Source organism: Paenibacillus sp. alder61 (assembly GCF_020179875.1).
Classification (GTDB): Bacteria; Bacillota; Bacilli; order Paenibacillales; family Paenibacillaceae; genus Fontibacillus; species Fontibacillus faecis.
In genome coordinates this window covers 79,372-100,722 of sequence record NZ_JAIUDG010000005.1, presented here as the reverse complement: position 1 = coordinate 100,722, position 21,351 = coordinate 79,372, and the positions used below count along the sequence as shown (strand labels likewise).

General features: G+C 50.8%; 17 protein-coding genes. 2 read left to right on the top strand and 15 right to left on the bottom strand.

Going from position 1 to position 21,351, the window contains the following annotated elements; all coding sequences use genetic code 11:
* Nucleotides 1–249 precede the first annotated feature (249 nt).
* The gene (locus LBW89_RS06745; RefSeq protein WP_148456220.1) at nt 250–1,173 is read right to left on the bottom strand and encodes a DMT family transporter; all 924 of its coding nucleotides are present in this window, start codon (nt 1,171–1,173) and stop codon (nt 250–252) included.
* 183 nt (nt 1,174–1,356) lie between these two features.
* Here LBW89_RS06745 and LBW89_RS06740 point away from each other — a divergent pair, with 183 nt between their 5' ends.
* Nucleotides 1,357–2,211: a sulfurtransferase gene (locus LBW89_RS06740; protein ID WP_148456217.1), complete on the top strand. Its 855-nt coding sequence runs from the start codon at nt 1,357–1,359 to the stop codon at nt 2,209–2,211.
* Nucleotides 2,212–2,489: 278 nt separating this feature from the next.
* On the opposite strand, the gene LBW89_RS06735 is transcribed toward LBW89_RS06740, so the two are convergent.
* Entirely contained in the window at nt 2,490–3,719 is a 1,230-nt protein-coding gene (locus tag LBW89_RS06735) for a S8 family serine peptidase (RefSeq protein ID WP_225038808.1), read from the bottom strand.
* 65 nt (nt 3,720–3,784) lie between these two features.
* Entirely contained in the window at nt 3,785–4,219 is a 435-nt protein-coding gene (locus tag LBW89_RS06730; RefSeq protein ID WP_225038807.1) for a hypothetical protein, read from the bottom strand.
* Nucleotides 4,220–4,909: 690 nt separating this feature from the next.
* Here LBW89_RS06730 and LBW89_RS06725 point away from each other — a divergent pair.
* Nucleotides 4,910–5,470: a hypothetical protein gene (locus tag LBW89_RS06725; RefSeq protein ID WP_225038806.1), complete on the top strand. Its 561-nt coding sequence runs from the start codon at nt 4,910–4,912 to the stop codon at nt 5,468–5,470.
* 902 nt (nt 5,471–6,372) lie between these two features.
* On the opposite strand, the gene LBW89_RS06720 is transcribed toward LBW89_RS06725, so the two are convergent.
* The 12 genes from LBW89_RS06720 to LBW89_RS06665 all read right to left on the bottom strand — a co-directional run bounded on the left by LBW89_RS06720 (nt 6,373) and on the right by LBW89_RS06665 (nt 21,180).
* A complete protein-coding gene (locus LBW89_RS06720; protein WP_148456212.1) occupies nt 6,373–7,329 on the bottom strand; it encodes a permease prefix domain 1-containing protein in 957 nt (318 codons plus the stop codon).
* Nucleotides 7,326–7,667, bottom strand: coding sequence for a PadR family transcriptional regulator (locus LBW89_RS06715; RefSeq protein ID WP_225038805.1), 342 nt, complete (start codon nt 7,665–7,667; stop codon nt 7,326–7,328). Before LBW89_RS06715 ends, LBW89_RS06720 begins: the two co-directional genes overlap by 4 nt.
* A 219-nt stretch (nt 7,668–7,886) precedes the next feature.
* Nucleotides 7,887–8,945 (bottom strand): NAD(P)/FAD-dependent oxidoreductase, encoded by a 1,059-nt coding sequence (locus LBW89_RS06710; RefSeq protein ID WP_225038804.1) that lies wholly within the window; start codon nt 8,943–8,945, stop codon nt 7,887–7,889.
* Nucleotides 8,946–9,034: 89 nt separating this feature from the next.
* On the bottom strand, nt 9,035–10,750 hold the full coding sequence (locus LBW89_RS06705) for an ABC transporter ATP-binding protein (protein ID WP_225038803.1): 1,716 nt from the start codon (nt 10,748–10,750) through the stop codon (nt 9,035–9,037).
* 124 nt (nt 10,751–10,874) lie between these two features.
* The gene (locus LBW89_RS06700; RefSeq protein ID WP_225038802.1) at nt 10,875–11,900 is read right to left on the bottom strand and encodes an ABC transporter substrate-binding protein; all 1,026 of its coding nucleotides are present in this window, start codon (nt 11,898–11,900) and stop codon (nt 10,875–10,877) included.
* 16 nt (nt 11,901–11,916) lie between these two features.
* On the bottom strand, nt 11,917–12,678 hold the full coding sequence (locus tag LBW89_RS06695) for an ABC transporter ATP-binding protein (RefSeq protein WP_148456197.1): 762 nt from the start codon (nt 12,676–12,678) through the stop codon (nt 11,917–11,919).
* A 6-nt stretch (nt 12,679–12,684) separates the two neighbouring features.
* Nucleotides 12,685–13,713, bottom strand: coding sequence for a FecCD family ABC transporter permease (locus tag LBW89_RS06690; RefSeq protein ID WP_225038801.1), 1,029 nt, complete (start codon nt 13,711–13,713; stop codon nt 12,685–12,687).
* A 273-nt stretch (nt 13,714–13,986) separates the two neighbouring features.
* A complete protein-coding gene (locus LBW89_RS06685) occupies nt 13,987–15,291 on the bottom strand; it encodes a DUF5050 domain-containing protein (protein ID WP_225038800.1) in 1,305 nt (434 codons plus the stop codon).
* A 165-nt stretch (nt 15,292–15,456) separates the two neighbouring features.
* The gene (locus LBW89_RS06680; protein WP_412066991.1) at nt 15,457–17,019 is read right to left on the bottom strand and encodes a glycoside hydrolase family 32 protein; all 1,563 of its coding nucleotides are present in this window, start codon (nt 17,017–17,019) and stop codon (nt 15,457–15,459) included.
* Nucleotides 17,020–17,129: 110 nt separating this feature from the next.
* Nucleotides 17,130–18,581: a glycoside hydrolase family 68 protein gene (locus tag LBW89_RS06675; RefSeq protein ID WP_225038799.1), complete on the bottom strand. Its 1,452-nt coding sequence runs from the start codon at nt 18,579–18,581 to the stop codon at nt 17,130–17,132.
* 249 nt (nt 18,582–18,830) lie between these two features.
* A complete protein-coding gene (locus LBW89_RS06670; protein WP_225038798.1) occupies nt 18,831–19,679 on the bottom strand; it encodes a PRD domain-containing protein in 849 nt (282 codons plus the stop codon).
* A 25-nt stretch (nt 19,680–19,704) separates the two neighbouring features.
* Nucleotides 19,705–21,180 (bottom strand): PTS transporter subunit EIIC, encoded by a 1,476-nt coding sequence (locus tag LBW89_RS06665; protein WP_225038797.1) that lies wholly within the window; start codon nt 21,178–21,180, stop codon nt 19,705–19,707.
* Nucleotides 21,181–21,351 lie beyond the last annotated feature (171 nt).

The window sequence follows — 21,351 nt, the reverse complement described above, 5'->3', positions numbered from 1 at the left end:
GGGCGAAATAACGGTCAAAAATGCCGTTATTTCGGCGGGCGGCCAGAGATTCGGCACGAAGGGCCAGAGATTCGGCGCAGGCAGCCAGAAATTCAGTGGGCGGCCAAAAAATAGCGCAGCGTGCCGGATCCCATTGCCAAGCCGCTCATTAGGGTGGCGAGAAGGACGCTATACCGAGTCCGATCCCATAAAAAAACGCAATCGCATCCCTAAAAGGGTCGCGATTGCGTTCAAAAATGACCGGCGGGATCATGCCGGTTCTTTAAGCACTTTTGGCTCAGGCTCGGCCGCAGGGGTTTCTTTTCCGTAACGGATAAAAATCCAGACTCCGCTCAATATGGCCACCCCCGCAACCAACTGGACACCGGTCAGGCTCTCCTTCAGCAAAAGCCAGGCCAGCAGCGAGGAGAAAACCGGCTCGCCCAGCACGGCCATCGAAACGGCGGCCGCACTGATGAATTTCATCAGCCAGTTGAACAGGTAGTGCCCGAACAAGGTCGGAACCACCGCGAGGAGAAGAAAAATCCCCCACTCTTTTGACGAATAACCGGTGAACTCAAACCCCTTGGCGGCGTTATAGCCCGCAAGTGTCGAAGCCGCGATGAAAAACACCCAGAAGTTGTAAACGAAGGCGCTCATATTTTTGAGCAATTGTTTGCCGAACAGCATGTGAACCGCCACGGCCACCGTGCCGAGCAGGGACAAAATATCTCCGTGCAGGGCGGTACCCGATAATTTAAAGTCCCCCGCACCTATCGCGATCGACCCGACGAGCGCCAGTCCCATTCCGGCGAGCATAGCCCGGTTTACTTTGGCTCCAAACAGGAAAAAAGAGCCTATCATCACGAGGATCGGTTCCAACGTCAAAATGACTGTCGAACTGGCCACCGTCGTTAGCCGCAGCGAGCTCATCCAGAGCAAAAAGTGGAGTCCCAGCATCACACCAGACAACAGCAGGCCTCGCCATTGCTTGGCAGTGAGAGAGAATATTTCCTTGCGGTACTTCCAGACGAACGGCAGCATCAGCAAGCACGTCAAATAAAGACGGTACATGCCGACGACGGACACCTCCGCGGCGGACCAGCGAATAAAGATCGATGAGAAAGAAATCGCAATGATTCCGATAACGTAAAGAAGCTCAAATGAAACAGATGACTTGGTACTCGATTTCATGGTGGTGCTCCTTGCTCTTTTGAATGTGTCGGCGACGTTTTTAAAAATTACAGTAAAGTCAGGCAGACCGAACCTAATTATAGTCTAAAGGCCAGGCGGTGTGCTACATTGAAAATAACTTTCACCTTTGTATCGAAAAAAAGCCATTTACTTAATGGAATGAAAAGGAGAGCCTGAACTCATATGACCGATCCCATCGTAACGCCAAAATGGGTCCTGGCCCGTATGTACGAGCCGGACCTCGTGATCGTTGACTGCCGGTTCACGCTGGGCCGTCCGGACGCCGGCCGGGAAGCCTATGCGGCATCGCATATTCCCGGCGCGGTTTTTTTGGACCTGGAGGCGGACCTGTCCGCTCCGGTCCGTGAACATGGCGGCCGCCACCCGCTGCCGGCGCCCGAGCAGTTAGCCGCCCGTCTCAGCCGGGCCGGCATCGGCAACGCCCACCGCGTCGTCGCCTACGACGACCAGGGCGGCATGTACGCAGCGCGCCTGTGGTGGCTGCTGCGCTGGCTGGGCCATGACGACGTGTACGTCATGGACGGCGAGTTCGCCGCCTGGCAGGCCGGCGGCTTCCCGGTGACCGACGCGCAGCGGACCGCGGTGCCGGCCGCGTTTGTGCTGAACGTCCGCGACGAACTGATCGCAGACGTGGACCAGGTCCGCCGGGCGCTCGGCGATCCCGGCGTCCTGCTGGTGGACTCCCGCGAAGCTTCGCGCTATGCGGGAGTCCAGGAACCGATTGACGCAAAAGCCGGGCATATCCCCGGCGCGGTCAATCGGTTCTGGAAGGACGTGCTGGATGACCAGGGGCGTTGGAAAGCGGAAGCTGCGCTCCGCGAGCAGCTCACCCCGGTCATCCGGGCGCTCGACGACGGACGCGACGCCGTCGTCTACTGCGGATCCGGCGTCAGCGCCTGTCCCAACGTGCTGGCGCTGTACCGGCTGGGCTACCCGCAGGCGAAACTCTATGCGGGCAGTTGGAGCGACTGGATTAGCTATGAGAACAATCCTATCGCAAAGGGAGAAGAACGCTAAAAGTTGGAATTGTAGAAGCCCGCGCCCGACGCGGGCTTTTCTTTTTAGATAGCGCCTGGCAGACGCACCGCTCCCCCCCCCGTCGCTTGGACAAACTCCCATAGCAATCGAGCAACCCCGGAAGAACCAGCGCGATTATCCGAAAACAAAAAAGGACAAGAAAATGACCCGTTACGGAAGTCACCCTTGTCCCGAAAATGAGATCGTCCATGTCTATTCACTGTTTCTCTCCATTCTAGTTGTAGTTATTTGTGTTTTTTTTCACATTTTATTTAACATCAATTTACAGTAAGTTCGTGCCCGGTGATTTCTAAAGAATAATTGGCCGAATCTTCAACACCATAAACGCCAATATAATAAGTTCCTCTAGGAGGATTAGATAAACTAAAGAACTCATGTGGCGGTCCGTCGTTTCTACGAATCCAGTAAGAAGATGGATCCCCTTGGTACGGATTTGATCCAGGTGCCCAAATCACAAGATCCAGATTTTCCGCCTTTTCATTTAAAACTAGCAAGGTGGCATTTAAATCAGCAGCACTTGAATTGACTCTTATAGCATATAAATCCACGTTTCCTTTTTGAACGCTCCCATTAGGTACTCGAATATAGGTCCGATGCGTGTCAAAACTCCCGGATGATTCTTGAGCAGCATCTTTGATAGACTCATATGCCAGTACTCTTCCATTGCCGTAGTTTTTATCGAAACCATCTTCTCCCATATCCGTTACTGTAAAATTAATGCTAGATGAAACTCCACGGGCATAGGCGGCATCATACATCAGCGCAAACACACCTGAAACCATCGGCGTAGCCATGGAAGTGCCAGAAAGTGTCACATATTCCTTCCCCGTATTGGCTGCAGCAGCCCGAACATTGTGACCCGGTAGTACTACGTAAGGGCCTTTATTATAGGATACATTTTCATCAGCTCCGCGAGAAGAAGTCTCTGCTAGTCCCCAGCCTCCTTCATAAGGGTCTTTAATATTTCCGACTGAGGTAGAGGTGTATTTAGCGTAAGTCGATAAAGTGTCGTAATAAGGTTCATCGTTCCCCTCATTTCCGGCTGCTACAAAAACCGGGACACCGCGTGCTTTAATTTTATTTATCGTGTTAATAACTTCTTTCCTGCTTTCATATGATGCTGTAGTTCCTATACTCATATTAACAACATCAATGCTATATCGATCTAGATTTGCTAAGATCCACTCTAAGCCTTTTAATGTATCTCTGGGATCACCGGTTTGACCTACTCCCGGTAAAGTTTTTACACCTACTAAAGCTGCGCCTGGAGCTACCCCTTCTTGTACTCCCGGATCTCCTTCTCCAGTTCCGGCGGCAATGCTAGCTACATGGGTACCATGCCCGCGATCATCATAGGGCTTGGTTTTTCCGTTAACCGCGTCGTACCAAGCAATAACTTTACCACCGTCCAAATCTACATGATTAGCATCAATTCCGGTATCTACAATGGCTATGACTACATCTAGAATAAACATTTTCATTTCCATCTAAATCACCTGTTACCTTAAAGTCCTTCCTTGCCTTTTTGACGCCGATCATGTCAGTAGACGAATTAAGGTTGATACCGATTTCCCCCCCCCCCTTCAGCCGCTTTATCGGGAACTATATAATTATTAATCGAGGCTATTACAAGAACCTCTTTTAGCATCTCAAGCTTGACCAGTTGCTCGTAGTTGATATTTTCAATAAGATAAGAGCTGATTTTTCTCTTTGTTAATTCTAAAGAATTTCCAAATAACTCCTTGTACTTCTGTTCAAACTCCTCGTCGGTATAATCGAAATGTACCAAAACCTCTACATCAAAGGTGGTCTCCTTATCTTTATTTAATTCTAATTCCTCTCTCAACATATGAGTAATCTTTGACTCAGGCTCCTCATCCTTCTCGAAGTTTTCCTCCTCAGTTAAAACAGGTAATTTAAATGTTTGTGTTTCTTTTTGCACACTCTGCTCATCAATCTGCTTTAAAATCAACTTCTCTTTATCCATGACGAGCCCATTTCCATCTGCATTAGCTTGAATTGTTCCGGACTGTGTCATCCCGCCAAAAACAATGGAACCTGCCAGAAGTAATGTAACCGTTTTTTTAGCATGCTTGCTTTTCTCCTTTCATAAGTTAATTTACTGACAAGATTTTAACTCCACGTTCATAATTGACTCTTGAATCCCGCCGCCCATAGACCGCCTCCTTTTGTTACCGTATTGGAGTAAATGATTTCACCTACCTGTTGTAGAATTACATATTTTTACTTTATTTACAGTTGATTCACGTCGAAAAATTGTGTCCAAAATTTTACTTTTTTCTAATGACGCACCCTCTCCCCAATTTGTTGCACAGAAAAAGGCCGATTCCCCAGAAAATCTTCCTGTTTGAACCGTCTACAAAGACATTCAAGCAACTCTCTCGCTTAATTCAACAGCCGGCCAACAAAGCGTTGCTATGTCTTCAAGATCACGGGAATAAACGGAACCCGGAGGCCCGTTTTTTCGTAGTAATATATGGACTTTGATTGTGGTAGGGATTTCCATGTTGTCCTACCCTTAATAGAATAAGCAAAATGGAGATGAACCGATATGGCAGACCATCCAACCAGCAAGGATATTTTTCGAGAATGTTGTTCCAGAATCGCTGCGGCCTGCGAGTCTTGCGGATTCAAGTACTATAAATCCAGGAGAAGCATGGTCAAACAAGTGGGCCCCTTCACGGCCGAGGTGCGTTTTTCGAGTCATAATTCCAATGTGGCCGGAAGTTATTTGGAGTTTAACACCGATTGCCGAATGATAAATACGGCCAGCGGAAAAACATACTGGTATATCAGCTTGAGCAGTTTCCGAGACAAAGGCAAGGTATGGAATCTGGCTAAAGAAGTCACCCGAGAGCGGGAACTGGCGGAAATTATCACGTTGATTCAAGACAAGGTTGTTCCTTTGGTGGACAAGTATGGTACGAATCTTGAGGAGGTACTTGAGGAAGCCATTATGACCGGATGGTTTTTGCCCCAGGCGAATCCTATGGAGTTTTATGTGATCGACATCATTGACCTGGTCGTTGATTTCGGCTCACCGGAACAGATCAGTGCATGCGCGCACCTATACATCCGCCATTTACCTGAGGATCTACAAGAGACATTCCGAAAAGACTTTGAAGCCTATCAAAGGGAGGAAAAGGCTGCATCCACAATCGCATTCCGTAAATTGATCCCTCTTATGGTGGAGAGAAATATTTCTTTGCCGCAGTAATCCAAAGGATACTATATAAGTTGAACTAAAGAATTGGCGTTGGGCAAGGATATGATGGGTTTCGGGATATACGCTGCCAACATCCACAATTGTAGATATAGGATTCCGCCGTCGGAGTCTACAACATTAACGGGAAAATCTCCTGTTAATGTACGGCTCTTGGCTCTTCCAGCGGATTTAGCTGGAAAAGCTCCATCTATTTCGCGGCCCTATTGCCGGAATACACAATTTCAGGCGAATTAACGGGAGGTTTTCCAGCTAATTCGCCTCTGCAGCCGCATACGTACCAAATTAACGGGAAGAATTCCCTGTAATTCAAACCAGACATTTAGTTTCAGATCAAGAGTGTGAAAAGAGCCCTTTACACCGCTGTCTAATATGCAAATCAATAGTTGAACCTAATATAGTTCCGTTTTGGAGCGGTTTCCACACGGATACAGTGAGCACTTTTTCAAAAGATAACATCCAATCCGTATTAAGCCCACGACCATCAAGAGCCCCGCGAACTTCCAACTCCAAAAAGATGCAAATCTGCAGGTATTTAAACCGATCGGACGAGGATATGCGAAAATAGATGCAAATCTGCAGGTATTTCTAGTGAATTTAGAGATAGGAGCCGGTTTCGTCAAAAATTGCTGCAGATTTGCAGGAATTTTCAAATTTGGGGTCCAAACAAGAAAAAAACATGCAGATTTGCAGGAATTCTATGTTAATCAAGGTAGGTTCGCTCAAGGTTGTCTGACGAGGCTGGGGCACTAGGCAAGGACCGCAGACTGTCATATACTGCGGCCCAGCGGCCCAGTCGACCCAGCGTCTCCGCCTATCCAAACGTTTTTGGCTTTGGAAGAGGCCGGCTTCCTTCCACATCCGACGGCGTCCATCCTTTTGTCATATTTCAGGACCTATAATGCAACCGCACCTCGCCGCTTGCTTCCGCGTGATAGCAGGTAAAGTCCATAACCGATAATATTTGTTAACAGAAACAGTGCAATCCAGCCTATATTGCCTTTCCCTTCATAATAAGCATTCATCCCCGCCCAGACCGTAAACAGCAGGCAGTAGCCGCCGAGCAGGAACAATCCCAGACTGTAGAAAAAGGTATAATTGAAATACGTGGTCGCCACGCTGACGATGAAAGAATTCTCGTCAATCGTCTGAGGCTGCTCCGTGGCTGAATGGCCATGGCCAGCTTTAGAAAGGATCCTGGTGTGGATGAAAAAATGGGATTTCGGCAAGGAGTCGCCTTCTCCTTCGGATTCCATATGAGGCGAACGGAAATAATTGAGCCATTGTTCCGCCTCCGGATCGGCTGCATACATAAACAGTCTGGGAGACGCATTCTTCTGATAGTAAGCGCGCTCGACGCTAATTCCTTTTACCCCCCAGGTGTCTTCCACCCAGGCTTTCAGTTTCTCCTGAAGCGGCTGGGATAGCGAGGTGGTACCGGGAGTGCTTAATTCCTGCCCCACCATTTGATAGGCGTCTTCAGTAAACTTTGCTACCGTCCGCTCATTCCATACACCGATGATCAATCCCAGGCAGATGGCAGACAGAACCAGTAAGGTAAGTGCACTGCGGAGTACGCCGGCGGCAAAACGCCTTTTGACGGTGTAGATTTTCTCCAGCTCGCGCTTGACTTCCCCGGCTTCGCCAAACTGCGACAACGCCATAGTTACCGCCTGCTGCTCGTTGATCCCGGTATGCATGTGCTCCAGAACCCCCGAGATCAGGTTGGCTGTCATCTCCTCGCGAAAGTCATTGATTTCCGCAGCGGGTTCTTTCATCAGTCTGCACAGTTGGTCGACATATTCCGTAATCCGGCGGGTGGATTCAGTGGTTAAGCTCATCGTTTTCATCATCGGTCCCCTCCTAGTAATGTATCTATAATGTTGCGGAACACCGCCCAGCTCCGCTGGTTTTCCTGCAAGCGTGTTTGCCCTTCCGGCAGCAGCCGGTAATATTTACGCCGTCCGCCGCCGCTCGATTCATCGTCTTCTCCCCAGAAGGCCTCCACCAGACTCTGCTTCTCCAACCGCTTAAGCGCCATATACAAGGTGGCTTCTTTAATATCCATCGCGCCGCCGCTTACCTCGCGCACTTTCTTGGCAATTTCATACCCGTACATCGGCTTGTCCTGAAGTAGACTCAAGAGAATGACATCGATATACCCCTTCAACATCTCTTTGTCGAAATTCAAAAAACTATTCACCTCTTTCAAATACTTCGTACCATTTAACTACCTCGCATTACGAAGTATATCGTATAATAGTTTTTGGTAAAATACAAGTCCGCACATAAAACGTAAAACCAAAGAGGCCCTTGCCGGACGCACAAAAAAAAGCCCACGCTATCGCGGGCTCTTCGTCTTAAAGATCATGTACAGCAAATTTCCGAGTATTCGATTCCGTTCCTCCGCTCAAGCCTCCTCCTCCGCCACGCCGAGCGCGAGATTTCGCTCCTTGAACTTCGGATTATGGGAGGAGACATACGCCATCCTGTACGCCTCCGGCTCCAGGTACTGCTTGGCGCTGTTCACCGCCAAGGCGGCATCGGTAAACGCCCCGGCGATCAAGTGCAGCTTGCTCGCATAACTCGCCACGTCGCCGGCCACAAATACACCGGGCAGATTGGTCGCCAACCTTTCGTTAGCTTGAATATCCCACTCTCCCATATCCAGCCCCCAGTTAACGATATTGCCGAAGTCGCCGCGAAGACCGTGATTTACGATCACGGCGTCCACGTCAATCCGCATCGAAGTGTCCGCCAACTGGCCTTCTGAAGTCACCTGGGCGATGGATACCGCCTCGATCGCCTTGCCGTCCGTATTGCCGTGAAGCTGCTTTACGGCATAAGGCGTAAGGACACGGGCGGACGACGCCATCATCCGTTTCACAATGCGCTCATGTCCGCCAAAATGCTCACGGCGGTGAACGACGGTTACGCTTGCGGCGATCGGCTCCAATTCGTTCGCCCAATCCACAGCGGAATCCCCGCCGCCGGAAATGAGCACCCGCTTGTTCCGGAATACCTCCAGTTCCTGCACGGTATAATGCAGGTTGCTGACCTCATAGCGCTCGGCTCCCTCGATCTCCAGCTTTGCCATCTTCAGCACCCCCCGCCCCAACGCAAGGATCACCGTTTTGGTCCAATGCCGTTCGCCCGTTTCCGTCTTCAGCAGCATCGTTCCGTCATCCAGACGCTCGAGCCCGCAAACTTGCTGTCCCAGCACGATCGTAGGATCAAACGTCATCGCCTGATCGATCATTTGCCGCGTCAAACGTTCACAGCGCACGGGCGTTACTCCCCCCACGTCCCAGATCATTTTCTCCGGATAAATCAGCGTCCGGCCGCCGAGCTCTTCCTTCGCCTCGATCAGCTTGGTCTTCATATCCCGCATCCCGCTATAGAATGCCGCATACAGCCCGGCGGGCCCGCCGCCGATAATCGTCAAATCATAAAGTTCCAAATCATGCACGTTAGGTTACCTCCCGCTTGTCATCAAGATCTTTCATTTTCTCTATCCATCGATCCGACTCCCGGTCAACACGGCCGCAAAGAACGGCCTTAAGTTCCGAATTGGGCCCGGTGCAGGCGGCTGTATACGCCGCCGGCCTCCACCAGCTCTTGATGCCGTCCCTGCTCGGCGATGCCTTGATCGGTTACGACCACGATGCGGTCCGCCTCTTTGATCGTGGCCAGCCGGTGCGCAATGACCAGCGTCGTCCGTCCATTCGCCAGCTCGGCAAGCGACTGTTGAATCGCCAGCTCCGTTTCGGTATCAAGCGCCGAGGTCGCTTCATCAAGGATCAGAATCGGCGGATTCTTCAAAAACATTCGGGCAATCGCCAGACGCTGCTTCTGACCGCCCGACAGCTTCACGCCCCGCTCGCCGATCATCGTATCCAGCCCTTGCTCCTGGGCGCGGATAAATTCATCAAGCTTCGCCCTCCGGGCGGCTTCCCACACCTCTTCATCCCTTGCGCCGAGCTTGCCGTACAGGATGTTGTCGCGAATCGTCCCCGCAAACAGGAACACATCCTGCTGCACAATACCGATTTGTCCGCGCAGCGATTCCTGGGTCACGCAGCGGATATCCACGCCGTCGATGCGAATGGCGCCGCTATGCACTTCGTAAAAACGCGGCAGCAGGCTGCACAGCGTGGTCTTGCCCGCGCCGGACGGCCCGACGAAAGCCACCGTTTCTCCCTTGCGGATGACCAGGTCAACCCGGTTCAGCACCTTTTTGTCCTCTCCATAGCCGAAGGAGATGTGGTCGAAGTGAATTTCCCGCTGAAACGGCTGCATCTCTGCGGCGTCCGGCGCATCCTCGATGTCCGGCTCCGTATCCAGCAACTCCGTATAGCGTTTGAAGCCGGCAAAACCCTGCGGATAGCTTTCCACTATAGCGTTGATCTTCTCGATGGGCCGGAAGAACACTTGGGTCAGCAGCAAGAATCCGACAAATTCGCCGTAAGACAATCGCCCCTGAATGACGAACCAGGTTCCGCAGACCATAACAAACACCGTAACAAAACGCATCATCATATAGCTGATGGAGCCATTGCGGGCGATCAGCTTGTAGGAGGCCAGCTTCGTCAACCGGAAACGCCCATTGTTCACAGCGAATTGCGCTTCCTCGTGGGTCTCGTTGGAAAAAGCCTTAACGACGCGAATTCCTCCCACGCTATCCTCAATCCGCGCATTAAAATCGCCAATATCGCTAAATAGCTGGTCGACCGCTTTCGTCATTTTTTTATTAAAATAAATCACGACCCAGACGATGCCCGGCACAATCACGAAAGTCAGAAGCGCCAGCTCCCAGTTGATGAACGCCATCAGTGTAAAGGAACCGGCGAGCGTCATCACGGCGATGAACAGATCCTCGGGTCCGTGGTGCGCCATTTCGCCGATCATGTTCATATCGTTCGTCAGCCGGCCGATCAGGTGACCGGTTTTGGTATTGTCGAAGTACCGGAACGACAGCTTCTGGATATGGGAAAACAATTTGCGGCGCATATCCGTCTCAATATTGATGCCGAGCATGTGGCCCCAATAGTTGACGATATACATCAGCACCGCGCTCAGGATATACAAGGCGATAAGGGCGATGGAAGCCAGCAAAATGACATTCCACTTTCCTTGCGGCAGCAGATCGTCGATAAACATATTAACGGCCATCGGAAAGGCCAGCTCCAGCAGCCCGGCGATAATCGCACAGCTAAAATCGAGCAGAAACAAACCTCGGTAAGGTTGGTAATAGGAGAAAAATCTTCGGATCAATCGAAATCTCACTCCTTTCCTGTTGTTATAACCCTTATGATTATGATAATCATTATCAATAAATAATCAGACGTATGCCTTTTTTTCAATAAATTAGCTGTACTCTTTATTTAGGCGGTAATCTTTACTTAAACAGGTCCGGATACATCTCTTTGGCCAAAATCCCAATTCCGTCCAGGGTATTGTACCCATAGCCGAACATGTAGTTATAATCCATGGCGTAGATTTGTTTGTTTTTAATGGCTTTCATGCCGGACAATTTGGGATTGGCGTAAAGCCCGTCCTTGATCTTATCCGGGCTCGTGCCGTTGCTGATGCTCCAATCCGGAATAATCAGCACATCCGGGTCGGCCTCGATCAGCATTTCTATATTCCCCTCGCCCGTCTGATCCTTCAACGCGTTGTCCAATTTGATCATATTCATCGCCCCGTTAAAGAACGTCTCCCCTTCCAGCGTCAATACGCTCACCTCTTTGGGATCGCTCATGTGAAGGTAAACATACGTCTTGTTCTCCGTAATGCCGCTTAACTTGGAAATGACCGCTTCTTGCCGGCTTTTGAGCTCCTGGGCGAATTCTTTTGCTTTGTCCTGCACTTCAAATATCTCGCCCAAATTTTTAATATCGTTATAGATGGATTCATACGTCCCCCCGGCTACGGAAGATTCAAGGACATATGTACGAATTCCCATTTCGTTAAGCGTATCTACGGTACCGACGCCCCAGTCGGCATTGTCGAACAGCCCGCCCCGGCCCATGACCAGATCCGGATTCGTTCCCATCGTTACTTCTTTGCCCACATATCCGTCGCTAAGAATGTTCAGCTTGGCGTACTCCGCTTCCACCGCTTTGTCCGGCTGCCCGAAACTGGCGCCTACCCCTACGATTTTGTCGGCCAAGCCCAGATGCAGCAGCAGTTCCGCGGACGGCCGGGTGTTCGCCATGATGCGCTCGGGAGCTTTGTCGAAGACTTGATCTTTTTTCTCCCAAGTGGTTCCGCCCTCCGTCTTTTTGAAGTTTTGAATCGTTACAGGGTAATGACTTGGCGTTTCGGATTCCGCTACAGGTGAACCGCTTTTCGCCGAACCTCCGCATGCCGCCAATGTCAACATGAGGGTCAAACCGATCCCCAAAACTAAAATTCTTTTCACTTTCCTTCCTCCATTCTTAAATTCCATAAGCAAAGCCGAGTCCGTTCGTTACCGGATTGATGTAAGTCTGGCACTTGACTTGATACAACGCCTCGATAACTTCAGGGGTGAGCACCCTATTAGGGATGCCGTGCGCATACACTTCCCCGTCTTTGATGGCGTATAAATAATCACAATAATGCGCTGCCATTTCCAAATCGTGCAAAGCAGCCAGCACACCTATTTTTAATTCCTTGACACAGGTTAAAATTTCAAGCTGATAGCGGATATCCAAATGATTCGTCGGCTCATCCAGAATCATAAATTCAGGCTGCTGGGCGATGGTCCTTGCCAAAATCACCCTTTGCTTTTCCCCGCCGGATAAGGACAGGTAGCTCCGCTCCCTGTAATCGAGCAGACGGGTTCTGGTTAATGCGTCCTCGACGATCCTGTAGTCTTCCTGTTTATCCGACTCCAGCATCCGTTTATGCGGCGTTCTGCCGAGCATCACCATTTGCTGTACGGTCAAATCGAAGTGCATTTCGTTAAACTGGCCGACGACGCCCAATCGCTGCGACACTTTTTTTTCGGATGATTTCAACACGTCCAGCTCATTCAGAAAGACGGATCCCCTTTGGGGAACCAGGCTTTTGTAGATGCTTTTTAACAGCGTCGATTTCCCGCACCCGTTCGGGCCGATCAAACCTACGAACTGCCCGGTTTTGACCTGAATCGAAACATTTTTTACGATCTCTTTTTTGCCGAGCCTGATCTCCATTTCCTTCGCGGTCAATTCCATGCTTTTTTACCCTCCGAAATTGTAGCCTTTTTTAACAATCATGTAGATAAATAACGGCGAACCGATAACGGAAGTGATGATGCCGATAGGCAGTTCGACATTATGAATTAGCGTCCTTGACAAGATGTCGGCCCAGATGAGAAACAGCGCCCCCAATAGCAGGGTACCCGGCATTAACCGTTTATGATCCGCTCCGAACAAGCCTCTGCATATGTGCGGAACGATAAGACCGACAAAACCGATCATCCCCGCATACGCTACCATCGTTCCGGTAATCAGGGCGGTGGCCACCAAATACAATTTGCGATAACCGCTCAGGTTGATACCGAGAGTTACGGCGGCTTCATCGCCAAGCAGCATCGTATTCAGGACCCGGTGTTGAAAAAGAAACATCGCGCAGCCCAGCAAAACGACCACGGCCATGATCGGCGTTTTCTCCCAACTGGACGAAGCGAGACTCCCCATAGACCAAAAAGTAACGGTTTTGATCCCTTCCGTGTTGTTGGCAAAATAAATAATCAAACTCGAAAATGAACCGCACAACGCGCCGACGACAACCCCGGACAGGACAAGCTTCACCGATGTGGCTTTTCCTCCTATACTGGATAGAACCAACACCGCTAACGAGGTGATCATGGCGCCGGCGAAGGCTCCGAATGCGATGCCGAACTGCGACAAAAACGCGCCGCTTCCAAATCCGACCAGAATCGCAAACGTGGCTCCCAACGATGCCCCCGAAGAAATGCCGAGGATGTACGGATCGGCGAGCGGGTTTTGCACGACAGCCTGCATGACCGTCCCGCACAACGACAGCCCGATGCCTATAAGAAGGGCGAATATAATCCGCGGTGCCCGCACTTGCAAAATAATGTTCAAGTAAGATTCGCTTTCGATATGTTCCAGCGAACCCAGATGACCGTTTGTCATGGCATGAAGCAAAATCTCCATCGCCTGGCTGAAGGGAATGTGAACCTGTCCAATCGATACCGAATATACCGCGGACAACAAAATCATGCCGATCAAAACGAAGATCATCGCAAAGTAGAGGCCCCCTGTTTTTACTCCAACCGGCTTTGATAGCGTTACACTTGTACTCGCACTCGCGCTCTCACTTTTCATATTCCTAATTCACCTCCCTGCATTCATCTCTATATGAAAATGATTCTCATTCTCATAACGATAATATTACGAGAATATATTTTAAATTACAATCAAATATTTTCCAAAAATAAAAACAGCCCTTACTTCAGCGTAAGGGCCGTCCTTTGGTTACCATGGGTAACCATGGTTTTTATGACTCTGCCACAATTAATTTTTGGAGATCAGTACGATTCGCGACACTTTCTCATCGGCCAGCTTCTTGGTCGTTTTGCCGTCTTCGCCCATCCAATACAACCGGCCGTTATCGCCCGCATTGACATAGAAGACCCCTGCCACATCTTCTTTATACACGCAGAGATCCCACTCCACGCCCACCATCTTGGTCAGGGTCAAATCGGCATTCAGCACATAAGCGCCGCTCTCGGCAAACAAGGCCGTCGATCTGACTTTGCCGCCGCTGGTCAAATTCCGTACATACCCCACATCGGTCAAAGGAATCGCCTTGGTGCTCGCCACTTTGCCGTTCGCCAGCGTACTTACATAGGCTTTGCCTTTTGCGTCGACATAAACGAATTTATTCCCGCCCAGGGCGGCGATTTCGTAAATCCCGGTTTGGTTCAGTTGGATGTTCTTGCCCGACTTGTCGATCAGGAAGCCCTTGGATTTGGAATAATCGTAGCCATCACCGGAGCCGGGAAGAACCCCTTTGTTGTACAAGTAATGATCGCCCGCCCACATTCCGGAAAACACGGCGTTCGCGTCCAATGGAGCTTTGGCATTCAAAGCCTTGGCTGTTCCGCCCGCAGCCGGCATCGAATAAAGCACCATACTGTTGAGGGAATATTGGGTTTCCATCGGTTTGGTATCCACCATGAAGTAAAGGGTGTTGTTTTCCTTATGTAAGTAGTAAGAAGATGAAAGCGCACCCTCGGCGATCCACTGAACCGTTCCGCTGCCGTCCGCCGATTTGGCCGCAACCCAGATGGTTCTGCCGTTTTTGAGCGCATTGTAGTATACTTTGCCGTCCAGCACAGTGAACTGAGGATGCTTGGTGTCGGCCATGTCGGCAATCAGCGTGCCCTCTTCTACCTTCTTGGCTTCCGCAGGCACACGATAGATGCGTCCTTTATCGTCCATACAGTAAACGAAATTGCCCTCGGTGGTAAAGTAAAGAATGTCATGATCCCCGCCAAAGTCGGCAGCCTTCGCTTTGGAATCCACCATGGACAATTTAAGCAAGGTGAGCGATTTCTCATCAAATAAATGGAACAGATAATCGCCCGCCGGCTTCAGTTCAACGCCGAAGAAATTTTCGCGGATTAGCTGGGCGGGGCTGCCGTCCGTCCGTACCCGGTACAAATCCCCGTCAGATACATAATACACATAGGCATCCGTTGACGAAGCCTCGGCGGCTTGCGCTTTCGGAGCGGCCGCAGCCGCTCCGGTAAAGGCCAGCAGGACGGCCAAAAGCGGGAGCAGCATTTTTCTGGTAAATTTGACATAGCTGTTCATTCCCATTCTCCTTCTTCTGAAAAGAATATATGTATAAAAGACTATACTTCTCTTTTATCGGAGACAGCTGTGTATATTTTCCATAAGCCTTTAGACCCATATTTTACCTGAAGCAAAAACTATAACCTCAACATCCGCCCGCAGCCCGACAGCTTTACCGAATTATTACTTGAAGTGCTTAATTTCCAGGTTGCTGAATACCGCCGTTCCCCCTTCGGCAAAGAGCGTGATGCCCAAGTCGTTCCGTTCGGGAAAGATAAGATTGGAGAATACCACGGAACCGTCATTCACATAGACCTCAATGCTGGTCTTATCCACCAGTATTTTCAGGTGTGCTTTATTGTCGGCGGGATGAAACGGAGCTTGACTCTCCAAATAACGGCCGTTCAGGTCGGGATGCCCGGTATATGACCGGTTCACATAAGCGTACCCGCCTTCCGTGTAAATCCCGACATCGGCATGACGGCTCCCATCGGCGGATTCCCGGAGCCTGAATCCTACATTCTTTATGGCTGTCCAGGAAATGTCGGCATCCAGCTGATAGGAATCGCCCGAAGCCAGTAGGGTTCGGGAGCCGTTGACAGTGATCGGTTCGAACGATTCCCGCGAAACCACGGATTCATCCAAGGCGTCTACCGGCTTGGAAACCAAGCGATACTCTCCTTCCTTGGACTTTCTGAGTTCAATTTCCCGCACGATCGAGTCCATGCCGTTGTAACCTTCCTTTAGCGTGGGCGTACGATTGGCGTAACTCCAGTTGTTCATCCAGGCCAAGGCATACCGGTGACCGGTCTTGTCGCTGTCCGTTCCATCCTCGAACGTCACCGCCCCGTACCAGTCAAATCCGTAATCCAGCCACCCGGGCTCAGGACGGTCCGGCATAAACTCCTGGCCGTCAAAGCTCCCCGTCCAATAAGCGTAAGTATTGGGCCGTCCCGTTGAAATGCCGTTGGCGCTAACCCCAAGCACCCACTTATAGACACCATCGTCCGCTCTCATCATGAATAAATCCGGGCATTCCACCAGACCGATATTATCCGTGCGGAAATCGCCGGTATAACGCCAATCTTTCAGGTTGGCCGACTCATAGAAACCCACTTTCGTTCCCTCCGCCAAAACCATGGCCCATTTTCGGGACCGGGGGTCCCAGACGACCTTAGGGTCTCTGAAGTCTTTTTTTCCCGGATTCTTAAGCACGGGTTGGTCCCCGTAGAACTTGAACGTCTTCCCCCGATCGGTGCTGTACCATAAAAATTGCTCCTGTCTCCCGCCGTTGGCGGAGGGCTGTGTCACGATCGCAACCAACGCACCCTTGCCGAATCCGGCCGTCCCCGACTCGTCCACGACAACCGAACCCGACCAGGGGTCGCCGTTCCGGTTCGTATATTTGGGAATCGCCACACCCTGATCCTCCCAGTGGATCAAGTCCGAGGAGACGGCGTGCCGCCATTCCGTGCCGTTACCGTTAGGGTAATCACGGTTATACAAATAATAGTAATGATACTTCCCGTCCAGATAGATAGGTCTCTGCGGATCGTTCTTCCATTTGTCCGGTACGGTGAAATGGTAATTTGCCCGCAAGCCTTGTTCGGGAACGAGCGATTGAGCTTGCGTTTCCGTTTTCTGCGCGTTCTTCTGCGTACTCGTCATCATCGGAACCTGCACGGTTAAGCCAAGAGCCGCCAAACAACCGCCGCAAACGGCCCACGTCACAAGTTGTTTTTTCATTCGGTTCTTCATGTTGCTGTTCATAAGGCCCCTCCCCGCTTGTAAAAATAGTAAAGAAAATGCCAATATCATTGACATTTTCTTTACGTACACCCTATTGGAGAACGGGTTTATTTCACCGTCAATTGTCCTTGTTCAAGGATACTGTCCTTCACGACGGATGTTTTGGTGCCTTTAATGTTGACGAGGAAGCTTGGCGCGAAGGTGGAATGATGATCCTCGAAAAAGCCTCTGTTCGTCATGTAACTCGTAATGACCACGTTGTTACCTTGAACTTGCGGAACCGCAAAATGCGCATAGGTCCATGTCACGTCTTTGGGATCAAGATCCTGATGCAGCACCAGTCCGGTCCCGTTCAACGGCTTGTAAGGCCCGGTCAGGGAATTGGATACGTAGCCGAGCATATAGATATCTTCGGCGTCAATGCCGTCCACAAACATTTTGGCGCCTCTTGTATCGGTGAACAGATACCATTTCCCGTCCAATTTAAAGATGTTGGGGCGCTCGATTTCGTCCGTTACGGTATTTGATGCGATGAGCGGCTTCATGACCTGTTTTAACGTGTAATCGTCGTTCAGTTCAATAATCCCCAGAGCGCCGTTGGCCAAGGAAATGCCTTTCTTGTCCGGACTTTGCGACAATTTCTCCCGCTCGGCTCTGAAGAAATTCATGCTTCCCTCGTAGTAAGCCCGGTTGTTGAAGGAATCCTCGCCTTGATAACCCGTTTCCGTTCCGGTGTTCGCTTCAAAAACAAGGTATTTGCGGCCGTTGTCCTCCACATAATGCGGATCTCTCAGGGTATGGTTGTCCGCGTAGTCGCCTCCGCTAAAAGCCTGATCGACCGTTTGATACATTTTGCCGTCGCCGTCAAAGATCGACTTAAAGTCCTCGACACCGTTCACCTGGAGGGTGCCGGATTCAGGTTCGGACACGTTGATTTGAGCGGTCGTCAACGTTTGCTTGCCGTAAAATCCGTTCGCGGGATCCCAGCCATGACGGTTGGTGTAAAACAGGCGGATATGACCGTCGGAAGTCAGCGTGGCGGAACCGGACCACTCTTCTCCCTGCTTGTTCAGGATTGGATCGTTCGGCACGTCCTTGTCCGTGTTTTTGAACACTCTGCCTGCATTTTTCCAAGCATCGATGGAATTGTCGCCGATTTTCTTATAGAACATATAGATGAATGTGTCCCATCCCCGCTTCGGATCGCCAGCCAGACCAAACACGATTTCATAGCCATTGTAGTTAGCGACGGTTCCGTCCGCATTTTGCAGCGGCCAAGTGTCCCACACGTCCAGGTCAATGACGTTGCCATTTGCGTCCAAGCCTTTGGCGGATGGAAGATTCCGGATCGTTGAAGCGTCGAATTGGGGAACCTTAAATTGTTCGCTTGTTTGTTGCCCCGGGATATTCAGGGCATCCGAGCGTGTAATATGGGAGAAGCCGTAGCTCTCTTTGTAATCTGAACCTTTTTTTGCAAATACCGACGTTCCTCCTGCTGCCAATAAAGCTGTTGCCAAGGTTACTGCTGATGCTCTTCTTACGATGTGTTTGAGATTCATACTTGTTCTCTCCCTTTCTCGTGTAATTTTCTGGAGAACAGAAAAAGACCTAAAAAGCCTTAGAGCGTGGTGGACACACCATTCCCTAGCGGATTTTTAGGTCTTGCCTGCTTACCAGTAACAATCCCGACATATTCAAATGTCAAAAGTAATTCTATCCTGTCGAGGCCCGACATGGCTATAGCCCGTATTTCCCGATTTCCACAAGGACCAAAGACCCCTATTCCTATGCGAATTGATAGAAAAGGGCTAATTTTTCGGCTCCCCGCGTCTGGTTCCTATCCGGTTAATTTCCAAAGCGATCACAACCCGTTGACTCTCCGTAAAAACGTACCCGTATTCCCCCTCAACCCATTCTCCGATTTCGCAGGCCTGTCCATAAGCTTCCGTAAAATTGCTTCTTGCCATCGCCACAAGCTCCGGGACCAGTTCGTTGCGAAGTCTGCCCGATTCATCGGTCTGCAGCATATTCTCAAGCTGGGTCAAAAGCCGTTCATAATTGGCGGAACGCCGGTTCAACGTTACCCCCGCAGCACGCTCCACCCCCTCAGCGATATCCCGGATCATTGCCGTTTTCTCCGTCGTCTTCCCGCGAGTCCCCGAGTTCTTCCAGGCGGTATGAATGTGCATGGCGATATAGCCCACCTCATCCTCCGGAATATCCACCTGTAATTTCTCGTAGATCATGGTTTTGGCATGGAGCCCGATCTGGAACTCTCTTGGATAAAGGATGCGGATCTCCTCCAGAAGCGTGTTCCGGATAGCGATTCCTTTACGGATCCGCTCCAGGGCGAATGAAAGGTGGTCGGTCAGAGCGATATGGATATGTTCGTAAAAGGCGACCCCCAGTTCCCGCTCGGCGAACGTAATAATTTGCTGGGTCACCGCGATTTCTTCTTCCGGTAATGTACCCAGCATTTCCTGAAGATGGTCGTATTGCGAAGGATCGCTCATGATGAACACTTTCTCGATGAGGGCGGGGTCAACCACGTCATTCTTTCCCTTCCCGAAGACAATGCCGGCACCCAGGACGATTTTTTCCTCTCCAAAGTCGTTGACAACCGCTGCGTTATTATTCAGTATTTTTTTGATTTTCATGATCGTCTCCTATGCCTGATCGTTTTCAAAGTCGTTTAGCTATGCCTTCATGCATAAAAGTTTGCTTCGTACCGAGCAGCCAAGTGGCGCAAAATGCCGTGATCAGGGCAAGCAAAAAACCCGTTAAATAATGGATCAGATTCATCGGTCCAGGTTGGACAACAAAAGCGGTCATCGGAATTCCGGTTAGACCGAACGAATTGGACACGACCTTATGAAAAGCGACATACGCCCCGCCGACGGCCCCTCCCGCCGCAGCGCCCAAAAAAGGGCGCCCCAGCTTCAGGTTGACGCCATAGACGATCGGTTCGGTGATACCGAATAGAGCGGTGATGGAGGCCGGCAGGGCCACTTTTCTTAAAGCCGTGTCCCGGGTTCCGACATAAACCGCAAGTCCGGCTCCGGCCTGGGCGACATTCGCCATCGACCAAATCGGCAGCAAAAAATTGACGCCGATGTCCGGATTGGAAATCAATCCGGCCTCCACCGCCTGAATGCCGTGATGGAGTCCGGCAATCACAATCGAGCTGTAAATCCCGCCCAGCAGCAGACCGAACAGCGCGCCGCTGGAGGCGAACAACTGCTCCAGCCAACCGCCAAGAGCCCCACCCAGCCGGAAGGCAATCGGCCCAATGATCAGCACCGCTATGCCTCCTGCCATGGCAAAGCTTATAAAAGAGGCGAGTGGAAATGCCCCCCACGACGGAAGCCGGCGGCGCAGCCCTTTCTCGATGAAAGTCAACAACAGCGTCGAAAGAATCGTAGGAATCAGGGCCCCCTGATGCTCAAATTGAGGGGCCATGAATGGGACGCGCATACTCGCCTTTTCCGTAACTAACCCGGTTAGTTCCAGAAAATCGGGATGTGTCATGATCAGGCCCATCGCCGCTCCGAGAACCGGAGTACCTCCAAACCGCTTGGCCGTGTGATACCCGAACAAGACCGCCATAAGTTGAAAGGCCGATCCCGTTAACAGCGACAAGGCGCGAAACCCGACGTTGCCGGGATCATCCCAGCCCATAGCCCCCATCAAGCCCAGAAGGCCGAGCAGAAGCCCCGTCCCGACAAATAGCGGAATCACGGGCACAACGACATCCGAAAAAAACTGAACCGCCTCCAGCAACCGCGACAAAAGCGAGAACGTCCCGTACTTCTTGGATGAGGATGCCTCGAAACCGCTCCGGGCCTCCTGCCGCTGCGGTGTTGGCGTAGCGGCCGCTTCCAGCAAGCCATTCACTTGACGGGTGACTTTAACAACAGCTTCCGGCCCAAGGATAATCTGCAGTTGCCCGGTTCGCACGAACAGCCCTTGGACTTCGCTTATCTCGTTCAGACGCTCCTTATCGACAAGATCGCTATTTCGCAGCCTGAGACGGAGCCGGGTCGTACAGTGGGTACACTCCATAATGTTCTCGGCACCGCCGGACAGCCCGACTAGGCGGGCGGCCAATTCCTTCACCGAACCGCGAACCTGAGTCACACGCTGCTTATCCTGCGGCATGGCGATCCTCCTTTTTTTCAAAACTCCTTAAAAAGCTCACCGGTCAAAAGGTTACAATTTCGTCATCTTAAACAATAGTTCTATTGTGACCACTTCACTTTTCAAAATCAAGGGTCAAGAAATACCATTTTAAACCACGGTATATTTTGAGGTGGGTACGGGGAAACAACT

What these genes read in the sequence shown, in the direction of transcription:
- LBW89_RS06745 (WP_148456220.1), bottom strand. Translation starts at nt 1,173, where the DNA reads ATGAAATCGAGTACCAAGTCATCTGTTTCATTTGAGCTTCTTTACGTT.
- LBW89_RS06740 (WP_148456217.1), top strand. Translation starts at nt 1,357, where the DNA reads ATGACCGATCCCATCGTAACGCCAAAATGGGTCCTGGCCCGTATGTAC.
- LBW89_RS06735 (WP_225038808.1), bottom strand. Translation starts at nt 3,719, where the DNA reads ATGGAAATGAAAATGTTTATTCTAGATGTAGTCATAGCCATTGTAGAT.
- LBW89_RS06730 (WP_225038807.1), bottom strand. Translation starts at nt 4,219, where the DNA reads ATGGATAAAGAGAAGTTGATTTTAAAGCAGATTGATGAGCAGAGTGTG.
- LBW89_RS06725 (WP_225038806.1), top strand. Translation starts at nt 4,910, where the DNA reads ATGGTCAAACAAGTGGGCCCCTTCACGGCCGAGGTGCGTTTTTCGAGT.
- LBW89_RS06720 (WP_148456212.1), bottom strand. Translation starts at nt 7,329, where the DNA reads ATGATGAAAACGATGAGCTTAACCACTGAATCCACCCGCCGGATTACG.
- LBW89_RS06695 (WP_148456197.1), bottom strand. Translation starts at nt 12,678, where the DNA reads ATGGAATTGACCGCGAAGGAAATGGAGATCAGGCTCGGCAAAAAAGAG.
- LBW89_RS06690 (WP_225038801.1), bottom strand. Translation starts at nt 13,713, where the DNA reads ATGATCTTCGTTTTGATCGGCATGATTTTGTTGTCCGCGGTATATTCG.
- LBW89_RS06685 (WP_225038800.1), bottom strand. Translation starts at nt 15,291, where the DNA reads ATGAACAGCTATGTCAAATTTACCAGAAAAATGCTGCTCCCGCTTTTG.
- LBW89_RS06680 (WP_412066991.1), bottom strand. Translation starts at nt 17,019, where the DNA reads ATGAAAAAACAACTTGTGACGTGGGCCGTTTGCGGCGGTTGTTTGGCG.
- LBW89_RS06675 (WP_225038799.1), bottom strand. Translation starts at nt 18,581, where the DNA reads ATGAATCTCAAACACATCGTAAGAAGAGCATCAGCAGTAACCTTGGCA.
- LBW89_RS06670 (WP_225038798.1), bottom strand. Translation starts at nt 19,679, where the DNA reads ATGAAAATCAAAAAAATACTGAATAATAACGCAGCGGTTGTCAACGAC.
- LBW89_RS06665 (WP_225038797.1), bottom strand. Translation starts at nt 21,180, where the DNA reads ATGCCGCAGGATAAGCAGCGTGTGACTCAGGTTCGCGGTTCGGTGAAG.